The 18,423-nt window shown below is 57.0% G+C and carries 16 protein-coding genes and 2 pseudogenes; 5 read left to right on the top strand and 13 right to left on the bottom strand.

The window, feature by feature from the left end:
* Positions 1 to 290 precede the first annotated feature (290 nt).
* The 3 genes and pseudogenes from mobH to ACP7B0_RS01730 form a co-directional block, all read left to right on the top strand.
* On the top strand, positions 291 to 2,126 hold the full coding sequence (gene mobH, locus ACP7B0_RS01740) for a MobH family relaxase (protein ID WP_426139199.1): 1,836 nt from the start codon (positions 291 to 293) through the stop codon (positions 2,124 to 2,126).
* Between the two features lie 11 nt (positions 2,127 to 2,137).
* A complete protein-coding gene (locus ACP7B0_RS01735) occupies positions 2,138 to 3,061 on the top strand; it encodes a tyrosine-type recombinase/integrase (protein ID WP_426139198.1) in 924 nt (307 codons plus the stop codon).
* A gap of 407 nt (positions 3,062 to 3,468) precedes the next feature.
* Positions 3,469 to 3,603 (top strand): annotated as a pseudogene (locus ACP7B0_RS01730) (ParA family protein); the annotation flags it as partial.
* Here the strand turns inward: ACP7B0_RS01730 and ACP7B0_RS01725 are convergent.
* From ACP7B0_RS01725 to ACP7B0_RS01670, 12 genes and pseudogenes are all read right to left on the bottom strand, one after another.
* Positions 3,574 to 3,804: pseudogene (locus tag ACP7B0_RS01725) on the bottom strand (IS5/IS1182 family transposase); the annotation flags it as partial. The pseudogenes ACP7B0_RS01730 and ACP7B0_RS01725 overlap by 30 nt on opposite strands.
* Before the next feature lie 77 nt (positions 3,805 to 3,881).
* Positions 3,882 to 5,264, bottom strand: a complete 1,383-nt coding sequence (gene mdtD, locus ACP7B0_RS01720; RefSeq protein ID WP_426139197.1) for a multidrug transporter subunit MdtD — start codon at positions 5,262 to 5,264, stop codon at positions 3,882 to 3,884.
* Positions 5,265 to 5,373: 109 nt separating this feature from the next.
* Positions 5,374 to 6,777, bottom strand: coding sequence for a 3-oxoacid CoA-transferase (locus tag ACP7B0_RS01715; protein ID WP_426139196.1), 1,404 nt, complete (start codon positions 6,775 to 6,777; stop codon positions 5,374 to 5,376).
* Positions 6,778 to 6,783: 6 nt separating this feature from the next.
* Positions 6,784 to 7,203 carry a Zn-ribbon domain-containing OB-fold protein gene (locus ACP7B0_RS01710; RefSeq protein WP_426139195.1) on the bottom strand — a complete coding sequence of 140 codons (420 nt, stop codon included), beginning with the start codon at positions 7,201 to 7,203 and terminating at the stop codon, positions 6,784 to 6,786.
* Positions 7,200 to 8,354, bottom strand: coding sequence for a thiolase domain-containing protein (locus ACP7B0_RS01705; protein ID WP_426139194.1), 1,155 nt, complete (start codon positions 8,352 to 8,354; stop codon positions 7,200 to 7,202). The genes ACP7B0_RS01710 and ACP7B0_RS01705 overlap by 4 nt, the downstream gene beginning before the upstream one ends.
* Positions 8,355 to 8,517: 163 nt before the next feature.
* Positions 8,518 to 9,048, bottom strand: coding sequence for a VOC family protein (locus ACP7B0_RS01700; protein ID WP_426139193.1), 531 nt, complete (start codon positions 9,046 to 9,048; stop codon positions 8,518 to 8,520).
* Between the two features lie 37 nt (positions 9,049 to 9,085).
* Positions 9,086 to 9,643, bottom strand: a complete 558-nt coding sequence (locus ACP7B0_RS01695) for a carboxymuconolactone decarboxylase family protein (RefSeq protein ID WP_426139192.1) — start codon at positions 9,641 to 9,643, stop codon at positions 9,086 to 9,088.
* 2 nt (positions 9,644 to 9,645) lie between these two features.
* A complete protein-coding gene (locus tag ACP7B0_RS01690) occupies positions 9,646 to 10,476 on the bottom strand; it encodes an SDR family NAD(P)-dependent oxidoreductase (protein WP_426139191.1) in 831 nt (276 codons plus the stop codon).
* On the bottom strand, positions 10,476 to 11,201 hold the full coding sequence (locus tag ACP7B0_RS01685) for a dienelactone hydrolase family protein (RefSeq protein WP_426139190.1): 726 nt from the start codon (positions 11,199 to 11,201) through the stop codon (positions 10,476 to 10,478). The genes ACP7B0_RS01690 and ACP7B0_RS01685 overlap by 1 nt, the downstream gene beginning before the upstream one ends.
* Positions 11,198 to 11,947, bottom strand: coding sequence for a carboxymuconolactone decarboxylase family protein (locus tag ACP7B0_RS01680; protein ID WP_426139189.1), 750 nt, complete (start codon positions 11,945 to 11,947; stop codon positions 11,198 to 11,200). Before ACP7B0_RS01680 ends, ACP7B0_RS01685 begins: the two co-directional genes overlap by 4 nt.
* 11 nt (positions 11,948 to 11,958) lie before the next feature.
* The gene (locus ACP7B0_RS01675; RefSeq protein WP_426139188.1) at positions 11,959 to 13,212 is read right to left on the bottom strand and encodes an acyl-CoA dehydrogenase family protein; all 1,254 of its coding nucleotides are present in this window, start codon (positions 13,210 to 13,212) and stop codon (positions 11,959 to 11,961) included.
* Complete coding sequence (locus ACP7B0_RS01670) at positions 13,209 to 14,471, bottom strand: acyl-CoA dehydrogenase family protein (RefSeq protein WP_426139187.1); 1,263 nt, start codon at positions 14,469 to 14,471, stop codon at positions 13,209 to 13,211. Before ACP7B0_RS01670 ends, ACP7B0_RS01675 begins: the two co-directional genes overlap by 4 nt.
* Positions 14,472 to 14,811: 340 nt before the next feature.
* Here ACP7B0_RS01670 and ACP7B0_RS01665 point away from each other — a divergent pair, with 340 nt between their 5' ends.
* The gene (locus tag ACP7B0_RS01665) at positions 14,812 to 15,678 is read left to right on the top strand and encodes a helix-turn-helix domain-containing protein (RefSeq protein ID WP_426139186.1); all 867 of its coding nucleotides are present in this window, start codon (positions 14,812 to 14,814) and stop codon (positions 15,676 to 15,678) included.
* Between the two features lie 131 nt (positions 15,679 to 15,809).
* Here the strand turns inward: ACP7B0_RS01665 and ACP7B0_RS01660 are convergent, their stop codons facing one another.
* Positions 15,810 to 16,241 carry an SRPBCC family protein gene (locus ACP7B0_RS01660; RefSeq protein WP_426139185.1) on the bottom strand — a complete coding sequence of 144 codons (432 nt, stop codon included), beginning with the start codon at positions 16,239 to 16,241 and terminating at the stop codon, positions 15,810 to 15,812.
* Positions 16,242 to 16,621: 380 nt separating this feature from the next.
* Here ACP7B0_RS01660 and ACP7B0_RS01655 point away from each other — a divergent pair, with 380 nt between their 5' ends.
* Complete coding sequence (locus ACP7B0_RS01655; protein WP_426139184.1) at positions 16,622 to 18,163, top strand: carbohydrate porin; 1,542 nt, start codon at positions 16,622 to 16,624, stop codon at positions 18,161 to 18,163.
* Positions 18,164 to 18,423 lie beyond the last annotated feature (260 nt).

The following is an 18,423-nucleotide window of genomic DNA, read 5'->3' as shown; positions in this document are numbered from 1 at the left end:
ACACCAGACAGTCTAAATCGCTGATGATGTCGTATCGCCTTTAATCGTGCAATTAACGACATTGACTGACTCAGTGGAAATGCGAAGATCGCAACGCCGCAACCGCATTTTCCTTAAGCTCCAAAACCAGTTTCCCTATTGCCCCCTCCCGCCCAAAAGGCCATAACCCCACCAGTCAAAAGGAATGGCAAAGCAAGGGAATGGAAGCCAGGGGTAAGAGCCCTACCCGAAAAGGACTGGGTTGGACGTGAAGAGCAAAAGGCTCTTCCGAGGCTGTCGCCGAGGGTGAAATGGGTTGGACACTGAAATGGAGAAAAGCAAAAGGCTCGCCTGTTTCGGAGCCTTCTGCAGATCTTGCAATCGGCTGCGTTCGTGCAGAATCAGCCAAGGCCTTGATGGCCACACCACGCCGGATGAAGCTCATCGAGCATATCTGGCAACGCACATCCCTCTCCCGCCAGCAATTTGATCGCTTGTACCTTGAGCCACTGCATCGCTTTGCCGAACTGGTACAGCATCTCCCCGCGTCCAGAAATCACCACCATGCCTATCACGGCGGGATGCTGGACCACGGGCTGGAAATCGTGGCCTACGCGTTGAAGATGCGTCAGTCGTATCTACTTCCACTTGGCACGACTCCGGAAACCCAAGCGGCTCAAACTGAAGCATGGACGGCGGCGATAGCCTATGCCGCCCTGCTGCACGACATCGGCAAGATTGCCGTAGATGTTGAGGTTGATCTTGCGTCAGGCAAGCGCTGGCACCCGTGGCAGGGTCCGATCAAAGGCGATTACCGGTTCCGCTTCGTTGAAGGCCGTGAATACAAACTGCATGCTGCCGCCGCCGGGTTGATTTACAACCAGGTGCTCTCAAGCAATGTCATGGACTGGCTCAGTGGTTTTCCAGAGCTGTGGTCTGCGCTGATTTATGTGCTTGCAGACCAATACGAGCATGCGGGGATCCTGGGGGAGCTGGTCATACAGGCTGATCGCGCATCCGTAGCTCAGGAACTGGGCGGCAACCCCATCAGAGCAATGGACGCGCCGAAGCAATCGCTGCAGCGTCAATTGGTCGATGGTCTGCGCCACCTGGTCCATGACCAGCTCAAGCTGAACCAACCTGAGGCGTCTGATGGATGGCTGACGCAGGATGGGCTATGGCTCGTAAGCAAAACGGTTGCCGACAAGCTGAGGGCCTATTTACTGGCTCAGGGTATTGAGGGCATACCCAGTTCGAACTCGACGTTTTTCAACATCCTTCAAGACCACGGAATCATCCAGCCAAACGCTGAAGGCAAAGCGATCTGGAAAGCAGACGTCGACAGCGGCAGATGGCAAATGACGCTGACGTTTTTGAAGCTGTCGCCCGCCCTGATCTGGGCGGGGGACGATCGGCCCCCAGCTTTCGCTGGCACAGTCATTGAGCATACCCAGGCATCAGACAGGAGCAATGAAAAGCCTGTCGTCAGTGATCAGCCTGTCATTGGAATTGGTGATCCGCAGAAAAACCCAACGTTGCCACCCTGCCCGATCCCGCCGTCCAGGGTGCAGGTTGATGAAAAGGACGGAGTGGAAGATCTCCTTCAGCTACTAGGCATGAACGAACCTTCCGAGCAGCCTGTAGGAACACTTCCGCCACACAAAAATATAGTCCTACACCAGCCTACAGTAATCTCCGAATATGAAGTGCGAAACGTCTTTCCCGACAACAAGCCACTACACATTTTAAACAATAAGAATAAACTCGGCGACGAATTCATTAGATGGGTAAGACTAGGAGTCGTCGAACACAGAATCATCATCAACGATGCGAAAGCAAAAATACACTCAGTAGCCGATACAGCTTTCATAGTGACGCCGGAAATATTCCAGCGTTATGCTCAAGAACACCCAGAGCTTATACAACTCGCCAAATCAGAGTCACTTAGCGACTGGCGACTAGTGCAGCGCGCCTTTGAAAAACTAGGTATACACAAAAAACGTGATGACGGATTGAACATATGGACATGCGAGGTCAAAGGCCCCAGAAAGACCCGAAGTGTCAAAGGCTACCTGCTACAGGATTATTCGGTGATATTCACCGAGAAGCCCTACAACAATCCTTACTTAACGATAATCAATTCATAAAGAAGATAACAATGTATTCGATATCTGATCTTTTGACAGCCTACCTTGACGATAAAGACCTCAAGCCCAGCAGCCAACAATCCTATGGCGTCGCTTGCCGGGCGCTGATCCGCTACATCGGTGATTGCATCGTGGAGGAAATAGACAGGAAGACCATCAACAAGTGGCGTGACCAGGTCCTGAGGGTCACGATAAAAGAGGTCAGTTGGAACACCTACATCCGCCATCTGCGCAGCCTGTACCAGTTCGCGCTGGATTTTGGCCTCATCGGGCTGACCAAGAACCCTTTCGACGACTGCAGTGTGAAATGCCCGAAACGCCCCAAAAAAACCGTCGACTCAGAAGTCATCGATCGTGGTCAGACATACTTGGCTGCTGCGGAGCGCGAAGAGACTACGCCATTCCACCGTAGCTATTTTTATCCGGCCTGGTTCTGGTCAACCGTTTTCGACACCCTACTGTACACGGGTATACGCGCAGGTGAGCTGTTAAGCATAAAAAGGGAGGATGTAGATCTTCGCAAAGGCATCATTCTGATAGCGGCGGACACATCAAAGGGATTTAGTGAGCGACGGATACCAATACATGACAACCTGATGCCATCACTTTGGCAACTTGTACACGAAGCAACGCAGAAGAAAGTAGCGAAAGACGAGCAGCTGTTTAACATCAATAAATTCTCAGCAAGACACCATCGGCTTACGATGAACATGAATCAACTTGAAGCTTTCTATAAACGGATGTCGGACAAATTAAACGTAAAGGTGAGCCCTCATAGATTCCGGCACACTCTTGCATCCAGCCTGATGAAAGAGCCCGAGCGGAACATCCATACCGTTAAGGATTTGATGGGGCACAAAAATCTTTCAACAACCATGCAGTACATCGAAGTCAGTGTTAATCAGATGCGAAGCCTATTGAACGGATTCAGATGACCCTATCGAACTCAACAATCGGCGCACATTTGACATCACGCAAAGAAAGCACTACTTTTCGGTCTGTGACGGCGACTACGTCTCACTACTGAAAAAGACGCAAAAGTGGGATTGACCTCAAACGCAATGTGCCATTTTTCTGCGTTTGACCACGACACTTCCTGGACTTGAGACAAAGCTCGAATTGACCATGGGATGACTGTTAATCACTGGGTCCCTGGTTCGAGTCCAGGTCGTGGAGCCATATTTGATTCAAGGGTTTAGGTGGGCTTGTAGGAATTTTCGTCGTCAGTGATGTTTTTCATTGAATCGTACGATGCCTGAAATCCACCCTTCCCCTGAATAGCCAAGTACTTTGGCGCACAGCAGCACGCTGTCTCTAATCATTCGATTTAGAGGTAAGCATCATGAAAATCGCAACAATCCTGTCGACCAAAGGCAGACCCCGTAAAAGCACGGCCACTGCCAACCTGGGCGCGTTCTGCGCCGATGCCAATATCCGCACCCCGCTCATTGATCTCGATACACAACCCTCGCTCGCCTTGAGTCAGCATGCGGAACATTAGTTCAGGATCAATCGACGGACGCCTGATTGAGCTGGAGAAATCAGCGAGGTAATGGCGCAGGTCACTCAGATCGAGACACCGGTCAATCCTGGGCAGAAGACGATTGGCCGGGATGCGATTTTCACGGCTAAACGAGTAAAACAGTCGCGCCTGCCCACTCGTTAACTGTCCCATCATGCCCTGTGATCCCCTCCGGCCAATGAATGACAGTATTACCGACTCATCCCAGCCATTGTGTTCTCTGTGATTTTTTTCTAAACCTTACGCGGTAAACGCAGGAACAGCAGTGTTGACATAATGGTTAGCGCACCCAGGCAGAGATAAGCCATTGAGAAGACATCCATAACACTCGACTGTGCCAACACCCCCTCGCCCGGATTAAATACCACCAATAATGCACCTGCTATCGAAACGGCCAGGCCGGTCGATAGCTGGGTAATGACCGACATCAAGCTGGTGCCGCCGCTTGCCTGATGATCATTCAGTTCGATGAGGGTTACGGTGCCCATGGCAGTAAACTGGATGTAGTTAGCGACACCGATCAGCGACAGCAGAGCGATAACTAGCCACAACGATGTTTCCGACCCGACAAGTGCCATGCCGCAGATGAGCGCCCCTTGAGCAAGTGTGTTGCAACAGAGCACCGAACGGTATCCGAAACGCCGAATCACCCCGCTAATAAATGGCTTGGTGGCCATGCCGGACAAGGTCAACGGGATCATACTCATACCCGCCACCGAGGGCGAATGACCAAGACCCACTTGCATCATCAGCGGCGTCAGGAACGGCATCGCCCCACTGCCCAGGCGCGACATCAGGCTGCCGCTGATGCCGACCGAAAAGCTGCGCAGGCGAAACAGTGACAGCGCAAACAACGGGTATTGGCTGCGTGAGGCGTGCAGCCAATACAGCACCAGCGCGCTCACCGCGATGCCGAAGAACCAGCCGGAGGCGTGCATCGAGTCCTGGGACAGCTGTTGGAGCCCCAGAATGACCGATACGGTAAATGCGCCGAACAGCCCAAAACCGACCCCATCAAAGCGCGTCCGTTTGGCGGGCCGAAAATCGGGCATCAACTTATGAGCAGCGTAACCGCCAAGCAATCCGATCGGCAGGTTGATCGCGAAAATCCAGCGCCAACTGGCGTACTCCACCAGCCATCCGCCTAGGGTTGGCCCCATCAGTTGGCCGACCAGTCCGGGGAATGTGACAAAGCTCATGACCCGTACCAGGTCGCTGCGCGGATAGGCGCGCAGCACCACCAGCCGTCCGACGGGCATCATCAGTGCACCGCCCAGCCCCTGGATGACGCGTGCGATGATCAGCGAATCCAGGGTGTTGACCTGGGTGCACAGTAACGAACCAAAGCAAAACAACATGATCGCCGTGTAGAAAGTCTTCCGGGTACCAAAGCGGTCAGCCATCCAGCCCGAGGCCGGGATCAGAATGGCGACGGTAATAAGGTAGGCGATCAACACGCCATGCATGCGCAGTGGGCTTTCTCCCAAGTCGATGGCCATTACTGGCAATGCAGTGTTAAGAATAGTGCCATCCAGCGTTTGCATGAAGAACGCCACTGCCACCAACCAAGGCAGTAAGCGAGCAGTGCAAGGGTCGAGCACAGCCTGTGTGGTCACACATCACCTTTTGCCTGGATTGTTACCGCCGATCAAAGCGAAACAGGCCACGCAGCATTAGCGTTGCGTGACCTGGGATTGGCGCAGTAGTTAAAGCGCAGGGGTTACATCACACGGGGTCAGCGTCGGGCTGCATCACGTGAACGTTCTCGGCGATCAATAGTTCCATATCCGTCAGTTGCTGGATTTCTGCGACGGTGAAGCCCGGTGCAACCTCTTCAAGGACAAAACGGTTGCCGCGACGCACCAGCAACGCGAGGTCGGTAACGATCACATCGACACACTGAGGCGCCGTGAGCGGGTATTGGCATTCACGTACCAGCTTCGAACGTCCCTTGCTGTCGCTGTGTTCCATCACGATGATGAGCTTACTTCCCCCGGCGATCAGGTCCATCGCGCCACCAATGCCACCGCCCACCTGGCCCGGTACGCTCCAATTGGCAAGATCGCCGTTTTGCGCCACCTGGTACGCACCTAGCAGCACAGCCGAAAGCTTGCCCGAACGGGCCACTTCGAAGGACACAACACTGTCAAACAATGCGCCACCCAGCCGCATCTCTATGAAGCCGCCAGCCGCGTCGAAGAAGTCCGAATCGGGGACTCCAGCGTCGTCGAGCAGTTCGTAGCCCAATGCGCCATTCTCCGCGTGGAGCGTGATGTTTCGCCCGCTGACATGTGAGGCGACTAACGTCGGTAAGCCGGAGCCCAGGTTGACGTAACCATGCTCGGGCAACAGCGCAGCGGCGCGTTTGGCAAATTCCAGGCGCGAGAGCGCCGGCTTGCCGAAGTACTCGCGCCGGGTGTCTGGCGCCCGACGCCCCAACGCCCCCTTGGGTATCGCCACTTTCTTGGTGGCGAGCACCACCCGCGATACGAAAACCCCAGGCAAACCCACGCGCTCTGGCGGGATAGCGCCTACTTCAACGATTTCCTCAACCTCCACGATGGCCACCCGTGCACCTTTGGCGAAGCTTGGGTGAAAATGCATGCTGCTACCGCGAAACTCGACGTTGCCATTCGTGTCCGCACGGAAACCCCGTACCAGCGCGTAGTCGACAGGGAGTGATCGTTCAAGCACGTACGACTTGCCGTCGAACTCACGCAACTCCTTGCCTTGAGCCAGCGGCGTACCCACGGTCACCGGGCTATAGAAGGCCGGCAGCCCGGCACCCGCCGCACGCAGGCGTTCAACAAGTATCCCTTGCGGGACCATTTCCAGTTGCACGTCACCGGCAGCGGCGCGTTGCTCCACCAGAGAAGGAAGACCGGGCCGCGCCGAGAAAGACAGAATCACCTTACTGACTTGCCCATTTTCTAGAAGCAGTTCGGGCCGGTATTCGCCAGCACCCAGCGAATTGGCAACCACGCACAGGTCGCGCGCGCCCTGGTCCTTGAGGGCAATCACCAGGCTGTTCGGGTAGCTATGGCCCACGCCAAAACCGGCAATGGCGACGGAAGAACCGTCAGGAATATCGGCTACGGCAGCCTCGGGAGAAGAAAATATTTTTGTCATGGGTGCTTACTCAGGCAAGAGTGGGCGGAATCGCAACAACGCGGCGCAATCGCTGGCATCGCAAAACACTGCGCCGACGGACTGACCTATTTGAAGGTGCGCAGGGTCGCAGTCGATGATGTTGGTCATCACGCGCGGGCCTTCGTCGAGGTCGACAAAGGCGAGTACATAAGAGGGTGTTTCGCGGTACGCGCCTTCGCCACGGCGAACAATCGTGAAGCTGTAAATCGAACCGTGTCCGGTTGCCTCAAACCATTCGACGCAATTGTGTCCACACTCCGGGCAGAACTGCCGCGGGTACCAAATGACAAAACTGCACCGCAAACAACGCGGCAGCATCAGCCGGCCGGCCTTTGTTCCCTCCCAGAAAGGCTGGGTTTCCGGGACCACAAGCGGAGCAGGCACCGGCAGTTCAACGCTACTCATGCATCACCTCGACCAAGAATCAACGTCGCACTGCACAGGCGCGAGATACCGCCGCCCGTGCCGTGCGCCAGTGCCAATTTGCAATTTTTGACTTGCACTTCTGGATGGGCCTCGCCGCGAAGCTGTCGAACGGCTTCAATGATTTTGATCATCCCGCCTTGATAGCCTGGGTGGTTGTTGCACAGGCCGCCGCCGTCGGTATTGATCGGAAGTCGCCCACCGATACGCAACGCTCCGTCCGCCGCAAAGGCCCCGCCCTGACCCTTCTTGCAAAATCCAAGGTCCTCCAGGGTCATCAGCACAGTAATGGTGAAGGAGTCGTAAATGGACGCGTAATCAATGTCGTCCGGCGTCACCGAGGCCTCCTCAAAGGCTGCGGGGCCCGACCACACGGCTGCGGTGTAAGTCATATCCAGGCGACCGCTCATGGTGTGCTTGATCGCTTCGCCATGCCCCAGGATCTCGACCGATTGGCGCTTCAATCCGGCGGCGATCTCCGGTGTCGTGACGATCACAGCGCCGCCGCCATCGGTGACGACACAGCAGTCGAGCCGACGCAGCGGATCGGCGACGAAAGGTGAAGCCAGTACCTCGTCGAGGGTGACCGGTTTTCTCAGCAGCGCATTGGGGTTGAATTGCGCGTGGTACGAGGCGGCCACTTTTACTTCAGCGAGTTGCCGCGCAGTCGTCCCGTATTCATACATGTGCCGCCGCGCGGCCAGGGCATAGATGCCCAGGTTGGTTTCGCCGTAAGGCGCCTCAAAGGGATACTCTGGGGTGTCGGGCGCCAGCTTGGCACCGCGTACGATGCCGCGAACCCGTGCGCCCTGCGTTACCAAGGCGATGCGACACTTGCCGCTTGCCACGGCCAGAGCTGCGTGGCCGACGTGGCACAGGTAGGACGAACCGCCGGTGAACGTCGAGTCGGTGTAACGCAGGTGTTTAAGGCCTATATATTCGGCTAGCGAGATGGCGCCAAATCCGAGTTGGCCGGTGCAGAAAAAACCATCGACATCCTGCAGGCCAAGCCCCGCATCGGCGAGCGCACCCAGCGCTACCTCCGCATGGATCTGCTGTGCCGACCGGTCCGGTAGATCGCGGCCGGGGTGCTCGTACGCACCTATAATTACCGCCTTTGCGTTTAAGCTCACGTCGTACTCCAAGACACATTGTGTTGGCTGCACATTAATTGTCATAGAGCCGCGCTGCCATGCACGCCGTACAAGTGTCCGCAGTGTGAATCTATGGGTTCTGGAGGGGCATGGCCGCCCGCCGAAACGCTCGGCTGACGCAGCGGCCTGAGGGTTCGCGTTATTAAGTCCGGGCCAACTCGAAACGTTGAACGAGCTTGAGTCGCCATTGCTCGATGCTCTGAAACCCGGGGCGGGTACGGCACAACGCTTCGGTCTCGCGACGCAAGACGTCATCGGGTTGATCCAGATCGATAGGCGCCCGAAACGGCTGGTCGACATACCACGGCGTATCGACAAAGGCCTCGGCGCGATTGCCTTCGGGGTCACGGAAATAAATCGACCACGCCGTCCCATGCGTGATGATGTCGAGCTCTTCGACCGGCTCGCCCTTGAGCGCGGTGCCGATACGCTTCAATTCAGCCAGGCTCGACACGCGAAAAGAGATCTGATTGATGACGCGCGAGTGGTCATCGGCCGCCCTGCCGTTGGCGATAACGAACTGGTGATGGACTTCAGGTTCTGAAGTCAGAAAAACAATCGACCGCTCCGGGCCGCGCTTGATATCACTGATCACAAAGCCGAATACGCGCTGATAGAAACCCAGCATGGCTTCGAAATCGCGCACATGAATCCCCACATGTCCCAAGTCCATAGTCTTTAACCTTTTAATCAAGTTGGAATGGCGCAGCTCATTGGTGGCAGGCAGGCAGCGGAAACCGCTCCAGGTAGGTCATGAATTCCGGCTCCAGATCGATCTGAAGCGCCGCCATGATTCGAACCATGCCGTTGTATTCGCCGATGGCGATGAGCAAATCGATGAGCGATTCGGCGTCCAGCGCTTCGCTTAGCACTGCGAATGTTGCATCACTCAAGTTCAGCCGCTCGGTCATCTCGCGCGCGGCCTGTAACACCGCGCGGGCCAGCGGCTCGAGTGTGGTTGCCTGCCCGGCGCTGTCGGCGGCGATGGCCAGGATGTCCGCTTCACTGACGCCAAATGACAACGCGACGTCTACGTGGTGGGCGTATTCGTATTCGCTGCCAGTGGAATAACCCACCTGCAAAATCGCCAGTTCGCGCAGGCGCGGGTTAAGCGCGCTCTCATGCCGCAGGTACATCCCGGTGCCGGCGACATGCCGGGCACCGCGTGGACTGTTGGCGAGCGCTCGCGTGATGTTGGACTTCATGCGCGGCATGTCCTGAAATTCAGGTGCCAGGTCCTCTCGATCGAGATAGCGTACGCGAGCCATGATCAGACGCCCCCGCCGACTATCAACGCCAGGGGATCAAGGCCGGCCCGCGCGAACTCCACGATCTGCTCCTCATAACCCACTTGCGAACTGATTAAAAACTTCTCTTGCTGCAGGCCCTCGACCAATGTGGAAGCCGCGAACTCCGCCGTCGCTGGCTTGCCGCGCCGAGGGTCAACACCGTCAAGGAACTCTGCCATGCTCGGGATCGCTGTGCCCGAGGTTGTCACGCTTTGACCGCCGGGGCGATCCGACGTGGCCGTAATGCCTGGACAAAAAACCGATACACCCACGCCATGCGGTTTCAGCGCGTGCGCCAGGCCGTAACTCATCGCGAGCTGCGCGCCTTTGGTAGTCGTGTAAGGAATCTGAAAGCGCGTAGGTGGATCGGGCAGGATGGCCAGTGACGAAGCGGTGTTGACCAGATAACCACTGCCGCGCTCCATCATGGCGGGCAAAACGGCGCTGATCATGCGCACGTAGCCCAGCACGTTCACCTGCAGCGCGGTTTCCCAGGCCTCAAAGGGAATGTCTTCGATTCGCCCGGCGATGGGCGGCATTGAGGCGTTGTTGATCAGCACATCGACCGGGCCGTAGGTGGCGACCACCGTCTCGATCAACGCCGCGATGTCTTCATCCCGGGTAACGTCGCAGCGCACGCCTATTGCGTCGCCACCGTCGAGTTGAATCGATTTCGCCGCTTCTTCGGCCTTCTCGCCATTGAGATCGGCGATGACGACGCGGCTACCCAGCAGGGCCAATTTTTTAGCGGTCATGCGGCCGATACCGGTCGCTGCTCCGGTGATCAGGACGACTTTATTCGCAAATTCCATCAGTCTTTTCCCATGTCAAAGATCTCACTCAGAAATACGCTCAGCGCTGCCCAGGAACGACGATCGGCCGATGCCGAGTAGCCAAAGCCGGGGCGCGGGTTGCTGCCGGCCTCGGGACTGGTAAAGCCATGACCTGTTCCGCCATACAGGTGGACCTGCCAATCCACCCCCGCCGCAGACATCTCTTCAGTGAACGCGCTAATTTGTTCCGCTGGCACCAAGGGGTCGGATGCACCCGAACAGACCAGCACCTTGCCCTGGATCTGATTCGCGGTATTGGCCTGTGTCGGAATCAAGGCACCGTGGAAAACCCCGACGCCCAGAAGCGGTGCGCCGGTGCGTGCCAGTTCCAGCGCGCACCAACCGCCAAAGCAGTAACCGATCACCAGCATTCGCTGCGGATCCACCTGTGGAACCTGCGCGAACGCTTGAAGGCTTGCTTGCAGGCGCTGGGCCAGCCGCTCGGGTTGGCTTTTCAGAAGGTCGATACTCGCGCGCATGATGGCGGGATCGTCGAATAACGCGCCCTCCCCGTGCACATCTGCGGCGAGGGCGACGTAATTCATCCGGGCAAGAGCCGTAGCGCGACGGATCACATGCGGGCCGACGCCTGGCGCTTCCGGGAAGATCAGGATGCCGGGCACCTTGCCTTGTCCATCCGGGCATGCCAGCTGACCACAGAAGCTTTGGCCATCGGCGCTGTAGCGAAGAGGCGTTGTACTCAAGACAGTTTCTCCCATTCGTCGATCAGCACCGGAACGGGCAGCACGACCGCATGCACACCCATACTGGTGATCAGCTTGCACACATCCATGATTTCATTCGGGGTGGCGCCGTTCGCGAGCGCCGCCCGCATATGTTGTCGCACCCCAGGGCCCGACAGCTGCGTGCACTGCGCATACGCGGCCAGGGCGATCAGATGGCTGTCCTTGGGCAAAAGCAGACCGTTCGTGCCAATCGCTGCCTCGGCAAAGTTCAGCCACGCTTCATAGAATCCAGGATCGACATTAATAGCGGCATCGACCTCAGGCAGTGCTGCGCCGAGCAGTTGGAGATGCTGCTTGTGTACCGACTGAACGTGCGCCTTATGGTCGTTTGAGGAAAGTGCGCCTGGTACAAGCTCCTCAAGGGCGGCCGCCCCGAGCAGATAGGTCTGCACGCCGACCGTGCTGACAATCATGGCCACCGCGATCAGTTCCTCAAGCGAGGCGCCGAATTGCCGGGCGAAACGCGCGTGCTGCCGAATGCCGCGTTCGAAAAAATGTGTGGGCGAACAGTTGGTCGCCACATAGATCAACTCACGCGTCTTCGGCGAGAGACTGCCGCGTTCGGCGGTGTAAGCGGACAATTCCAGATACGCCGCCACATAGGCCGGGTTGCTGTGCATCAGCCGTTCCCAGTCGTCATTCCAATAACCACGACGTTGTTTGAAATTCTCCCGGATGTGGGACGTTATCGCTTCGGAGGGCATGATCGCATTCCTTAGAATGGTGACAGGGGCGCGAAGCCGAAGTGAATGCGTGCAAAGTTCACGGCAGTTCGGTCCATCTGCTGAGTGAAGTGCGTACGCTGAATCGCAAGGTCGCGGTAGTAGCGCCCGAGCATCGACTTGCTTTGACCGATCTGGGTGCCTGCCGTGGTGAAAATGCGATCCGCTGCTTCGAACGCAAGACGTGTAGCCTGCTGCACCATCAGGAAGATCCGTCGGTCCTCTTCCTCTGAAAACTCGATACCCTGCTCCGACTGCGCCGTACAGGCATCCATGTAGTCCTGCGCCGCCTTGAGCAGCGCGGCGTCGGCATTGTCCATCAACGCCTGCGCCACACCGAAGTAATGTTGAAACTCGTGGTGCTCCATGAGCTTCGTCTTTGGCGCGAAGCGCATGGGTTTGTTGCGCAGCAACTCGTCGTATAGATCGAGCATGCCCCGCGCGGTACCCATTAGCACGGCACCGCCCTCGATCATGAAAAAGCCGGCCTTACGGCCGTTGTACATTGGGTTCGAATGCACCTTCTCGCCAGTGATACCCACCCACATCGCCAGTGGGGCCACTCGGTGCTCCGGGACGAACAGGTTTTCAACGACTACGCGGCGTGACCCTGAACCTTGCATGCCCAGCATGTTCCAGTTATCAATGATCGAATAATCTTTACGATCGATCAGCATCAGCACCGGCTTCGGCGCTGCCCCCTCCTGAGGAATCAGGCCGCTCGCCATGATGTGAGTTGCAATGTCGCAGCCAGAGGCGAAATCCCAGAAACCCGACACAACATATCCACCCGGCACAGGCTGCACGGGGATGGGCGAGCCTAGAGACGGGCAACGGTATTCTCCGTCGCTCCCATACGCTTCGACCTGAGCTTGCTCAGAATGATCGGCGAGAATAATGGGATGGCCTGAGGTCAACGCGAGCACCCAACCGCTTGAAGGACAGCCTCGTGCAACTTCGCTCATGACCCTGACATAGGTCGGCAGATCGAATTCGTACCCCCCAAACCGACGCGGCTGCACCACGCGGTAAAAACCGGCGTTGACAAACTCATCGTTGGTTTGCGCCAGGATGCGGCCTGCCGATTCGGTGGCAGCTTGTCGATCACGCAATGTCTGGCGCATCGCCGTGGCACGGCGGATCATTTCCTGCGGCGTCAGATCGGCCTCGGGACTCGAGATTGCGCCGCCCGCTATAGACACAGTTTGCGATCTCTGCCGATCGCGAGCTTGCTCAGCATTGATCACGGCTGCTTACTCCCTTGGAGTTGGTCGCGCTCTGCGAACAGCTGTCGGGCCAGATCCGCCGCCTTCAGCTCAAACTGCAATCCTGGGTTGGTGCGTGCCATGGAGATATCGCGAAAATAGCGCTGCATGCGCGTTCCATTTTTCGCTGCAGCACTGGTAGCTGAAGCGCGATAGAGCATGTCCACGGCCTCAAATGACAGCTGCGCCGCATGCTGAAGCCCGGCCTGCAGGCGTTGGTCATCCGAACGCAGGTAGGTGCGCTTTCCTTCCATGCTCAAGCGTGCAAGATCCATATATTCTTGCGCCGCACCCACCACCGCGTGGCGCGCCGCTTCGAGCTTGCCAAGCGCGATTCCGTAGGGGCGCTGATGATCCGGGTGTTCGGACTGCAGCACCGCATTCGGGCCGAAGGACTTGCGGGCGCTGATGATTTTTTCGTATTCATCCAGTGCCGCATACCCAACGCCGACCATGATCGAGCTGATCTCGGTCTGAAAGAACCCCAGGGTTCCGCCGGCGTACATCGGATTACCATGCAGCCGCGCACCTTCTGTACCTTGTGAGATGTTCGGCGCAAAGAAATCCTCACGCACCAGGTAGTGTTCCGGAATCCAGGCGCTGTGCATCTCCACGCTATTGGAGCCACTGGCGCGCATGCCAATGAAATCACCCCAATTGTCCAGCATCGTCCATTCTTTTCTCGGTACCAGCGCGACCCCTGCCTGCGGTGCCGCACCTTCTTCGAGGATCCTTACACCCACCATCACATGAGTTGAATATGGCACCCCGGAGCAATAATCCCACGTACCTTCCAGACGCCAGCCGCCATCAGCTCGGGTCGCGGTCCCTGATGGAATGGCTCGCGCCGCCGCAGCAAAATGCCCATCCGGCCCAAAAGCTTCAGCTTGCGCACTCTCGCCAAACAGTTGCGCCACATTAAGTGCGTGCCCTGCCGACAAAGCCAGGCACCAGGCGCTCCCCGGACAGCCCCGCGCAACCTCCATCACCATGCGCGCGAACGTCGGCACGTCGAACTCGTACCCGCCATAACGTCGCGGCTGCAAAGTCCGGTAAAACCCGGCGTCCTCAAACGCCTTATGCATTTCCGGCGAAAACGTACCGCGCTCCTCTGCAGCAGACTGCCCCTCCAATAACGCTCCGCGTAGCGCCACTGCACGCGCGATTAACTCTTCCGGCCTTAGTCCCGGCTCCGGCGGTGCCATCTCGCTGGCCATATTTCTCTTAAGCGTACTGACCATCGGTATTCTCCTGAGCAATCTTCTTGTTGGATGGCGACTCTGAGCGTCCACAGTAGTCCTCGCATATTGGGAGGGACAAGATGCCGTTAATGGCTGTCCGGCCTGTGTATCTGATGCCGAAATCGGGCAGCCAAACGTAAGGCACGATGGCCGCAGGCACGCCAGGCGGCGCGGAGCCGACACCGCCGCGACCCCATACACCGTGCCAAGGTGCCCCGCTCAATCAAATCACCCCGGCCGCCGAGCGACGTGTCGATTTACCGCCGCTCGTTTGGTGTATAACCTTGGGCATTGAAGGGGGTGAATCACGGCTGGCAGGTGTTACTCGACAAGCACCGGATTGAGCCAGGTCGCCCCGCCTTCAATTGCTACCTCATCCCGCATACAAAAAATCGACCATAACGAACGCCGGGAAACGCTCATGACTTATAAGACGATTTGTTCGTTGGACCGAGGGCTCAAAGTGCTTGAGTACCTCAACACGGTTCGCGCCTCCACCGTGCACGAGATCGCTATGGAGCTCCAACTCCCCCGACCTACCGTGTATCGCATCCTGGAAACCCTGGAAGACCGCGGGCTGCTCTACCGCAGTGTTTCCGACAGCGTCTTTCGCTTGACCGACGCGGTGCGCCAGTTGAGCGAAGGGTTCACCGATGAAGAATGGATTCGCACCCTCGGCGCGCCGCTGCTGCAACGCCTGGGCGAGAAGGTATTGTGGCCAACCGATCTGGCGACCTTTGAACGCGATGCGATGATCATTCGGGAAAGCACCCATAGCTTCAGCCCCTTCTCAGTCGATGTGGGGATGATCGGGCGCAAGCGCCATCTGCTGAAAAGTCCGCTTGGACGCGCGTATCTTGCGTTTTGTCCCGAGGACGAACGCGAGGATATCCTGGCCTCACTGCGCTGCTCGCAGGATCCGGACAACGCCTTGAGTCGTGACGAAGCATTCCTGCAAAAAATGATCAGCAGCTCGCATGCCAATGGCTATAGCAATTGTAGGGAGTTGGAACACCCTAGGTGTGCCAGCATCGCAGTGCCGGTCATGTACAAGCAGGCTGTCATCGCCTGCATCAATATTGTCTGGGTGGCGGCGACCGTTGATTACGACGAGGTAGTCAGCCGGTATCTGCCGGATCTGATAGAAACCAAACTGGATATGGAAGCCGGTTTGATCAAGATGGGTTATGAGCGCTCGCGGGTTTAACCGCGAGCTCGACCAGAGCACATTGGCAGCACACTTACCTCAAGCCGATATCAACACCGATATCCCCGCGAATAAATACACTTCGCGGGGATCGGCTAAGACTGCGTAAGAGCGTATGTCGCTTTGGGTTGTCAGCTACCGAACTGCGTCTTCAGACCTTCCAGTGCGCCATCGATGTCTGCGCCGATACCCTTTGGAGCCAACTCCACCATTGGCGGAGGCACATCAGCCTCGATGGTATAGGTGACTTCGGATCCAGAGCCGTCAGCGACCACCACAAAAGTTGCATCCAGGCTCTTGATGGGTGGAGCGCCGGGCGGGGTCTCCTGGCCGGGAACGAGCTCGTAGGTCAAGGTCTTCGACTCATCACTTTGGTGCTTGATGCGATCAAGCATGGTATTTCCGCGCTTGAATAACACCTTGCGATCCCCATTGGGGAGCATCTCAACTGAATTGATGTGCGGCTGCCAAGAGGCGAAGCCGGCAAAGTCCTTAATGAATTCCCAGGCATCCGACGCGCCAGCTTTCAATTTGACACTCTTGCTCACTGTGACAATCGTCATCGCTACTTCCTCTCTCGGTGGACGGACTGCGGCAGGCAGCCGCATACGCTATTTGGCAGTCGCTATTGTTGTTGAGCTGAGGCGACCGCCGGAAACCTTCTAAACGTGCAAGACGGCTCTGAGTCTAACGTGTGGCCCACGCGAGTGATCGTATCTCCTGGCGAGTGTCCGCTGGGTGTACCAGTCGCACGACTGCCTGTCTTTCACGCCCCTCCTCTATCGGCAACCGCCCACACACCGTGCGTTCAGCCGCTCGTCGCGCTTGCCAAATCCTCTGCCATACACCTAGCGGACGGCAACCATGTGTTGGGCTCTCTCCATTGGGTCGCTCGTTATGCTTCGGCGCGTTGACTCAACAATAAATACAATGGAGGAAACACATGAACCGTTTTATCAATGTCACGCGTGCCAAAACAATTGTCGTCGCACTTGGATTCTCAGCACTTACTGCGACGGCTGCCGACTCGGACCAGCAGACTCCAATTGTCTTGACTGACGCAACAAGTCGCACACAGGAAGCGAGCACTTCAATCGCCGCCAATAGCTCAATCGATCCCGACAAAAAAACCATCAAAGGCGTTTTCCTGACTGCCCAGACTGAAACCGGACAGAACCCACCGGGTGTCGCGAGCGTCAGCGTACGACCTCCGTCCGATATTCCCACTCCCACCAGAAAGGGGCCGCTTAGCGAGTTAGGCGATGAACTTGAAAAGCAGGGGTTCACTTTCGGCCTGTTTTTTACCAATGGCTATTTCACTAACCCTTCGGCGGGTATCAAACCGGGCAGTTCCATGGACTCCCCCGCACTGTTCATGTCGGTCAACGCCGATCTAGCCAAGCTCATCGGGGTTCCCAACACACAACTGCACATCACGGAGGCGTGGGAGCCACTTTCTCAAAATAACGGAGATTACTCATATAAAGTCGGCTCTTCCCTTGCCCCCTTTCCCGCGACAACCACGAGTTCAAATCTCGTCAAGCTGACACTGTCACACGACCTCTTTGATAAACAGCTTCACGTTGAATATGGTCGGATGAATCTGGGTGATGATTTCATGGTCTCAACAATGTGCGCCGGATGCATCACATCGACCCCGCTTATAACCGTGGGCGTGCCCCCTTTCGATAAATCACTTTGGGGGGCACGGGTTGCATACAAACTGTCTCCCCATACCCGCCTGGGGTTAGGCGTGACCGAAGATAATTACGGGCTTTTCAGCGAGTCATCCGGATGGGATTGGACCTCTAACACCAGGAAAGGCTGGATATGGCTGGGGAATGTGTCGTACACAAGCGACTTCTCCGACCGCCGATATCCACTGAATGCTGAAGTCGGCGTGTACCACAACACAAGTCCGTACACGGATGACCTGTACAATAAGGATGGATCGACTCAGTCGCAGAATCCTTTTGGCACAGCGGTTAAACATGACAGCGGCACGTCGGGCTTTTACGGCCAGGCAAGAAAAGTCATCTGGACCGACGCAAACGCGGACGGCATCGTTCCTCCTCACGTTGCAGTCTACGGGGGCGCATTTGTCACCCCAGGCTCCGGTCAGTCATTTCCCCTGGAACTGTATGCGGGCGCCGAATATGGTGGTTTTGTCCAAGGCAACCCGGCAGCACTGGTCGGCTCAACTGTGCGCTACCTCCAGTTGAGCAAGGGGCGCGCTTTAAACGAGCAACAGACCAGCGAGGCAAACGGCTGGGGTGACGACCGTGTTCACCGAGACACCTTCACGTTCGACGTGCACGGTCAGTACGGACTTGCTCCCGGAGTGCTGGCTAATGCCTCGGCCCAGTACTTTCTGAATCCAAACAGGCAAGGTCCAAACGCTTTGGTAGGACCGACTCAAAGCGGCTGGTTGTTCGCCCTGACTTTCGTCATCGATATTGGCCGCATCAGTGGTCTGTCCAGATGAAAAACGTCGACACTCTTGCTACGCCAAGCCCTTGGGTGACAACTGCTGCCTGCGTCCGACGCAAGCCGTAAACCGATCAGGCCCTTTCTGGGAAACCGCGTAAGCCCGGTCGCCCCCGCACATCGTCGTTGGTCGGTTGGAGAAAGCGTTCTAGACGCGCAAGGCGTTTAGTTGTGAGTTCCGAAGTTTAGTCGTACGGATTGCTTGCTCTATATATATCGGCAGTTGCATTAGCCGGGCAGGCTTTGAGCATGCGCGTT

The organism is Pseudomonas sp. DWP3-1-2 (genome assembly GCF_049896285.1).
Taxonomy (GTDB): Bacteria; Pseudomonadota; Gammaproteobacteria; order Pseudomonadales; family Pseudomonadaceae; genus Aquipseudomonas.
The sequence above is the reverse complement of the archived record's forward strand: the minus strand, read 5'-3'. Positions and strand labels throughout refer to the sequence as shown.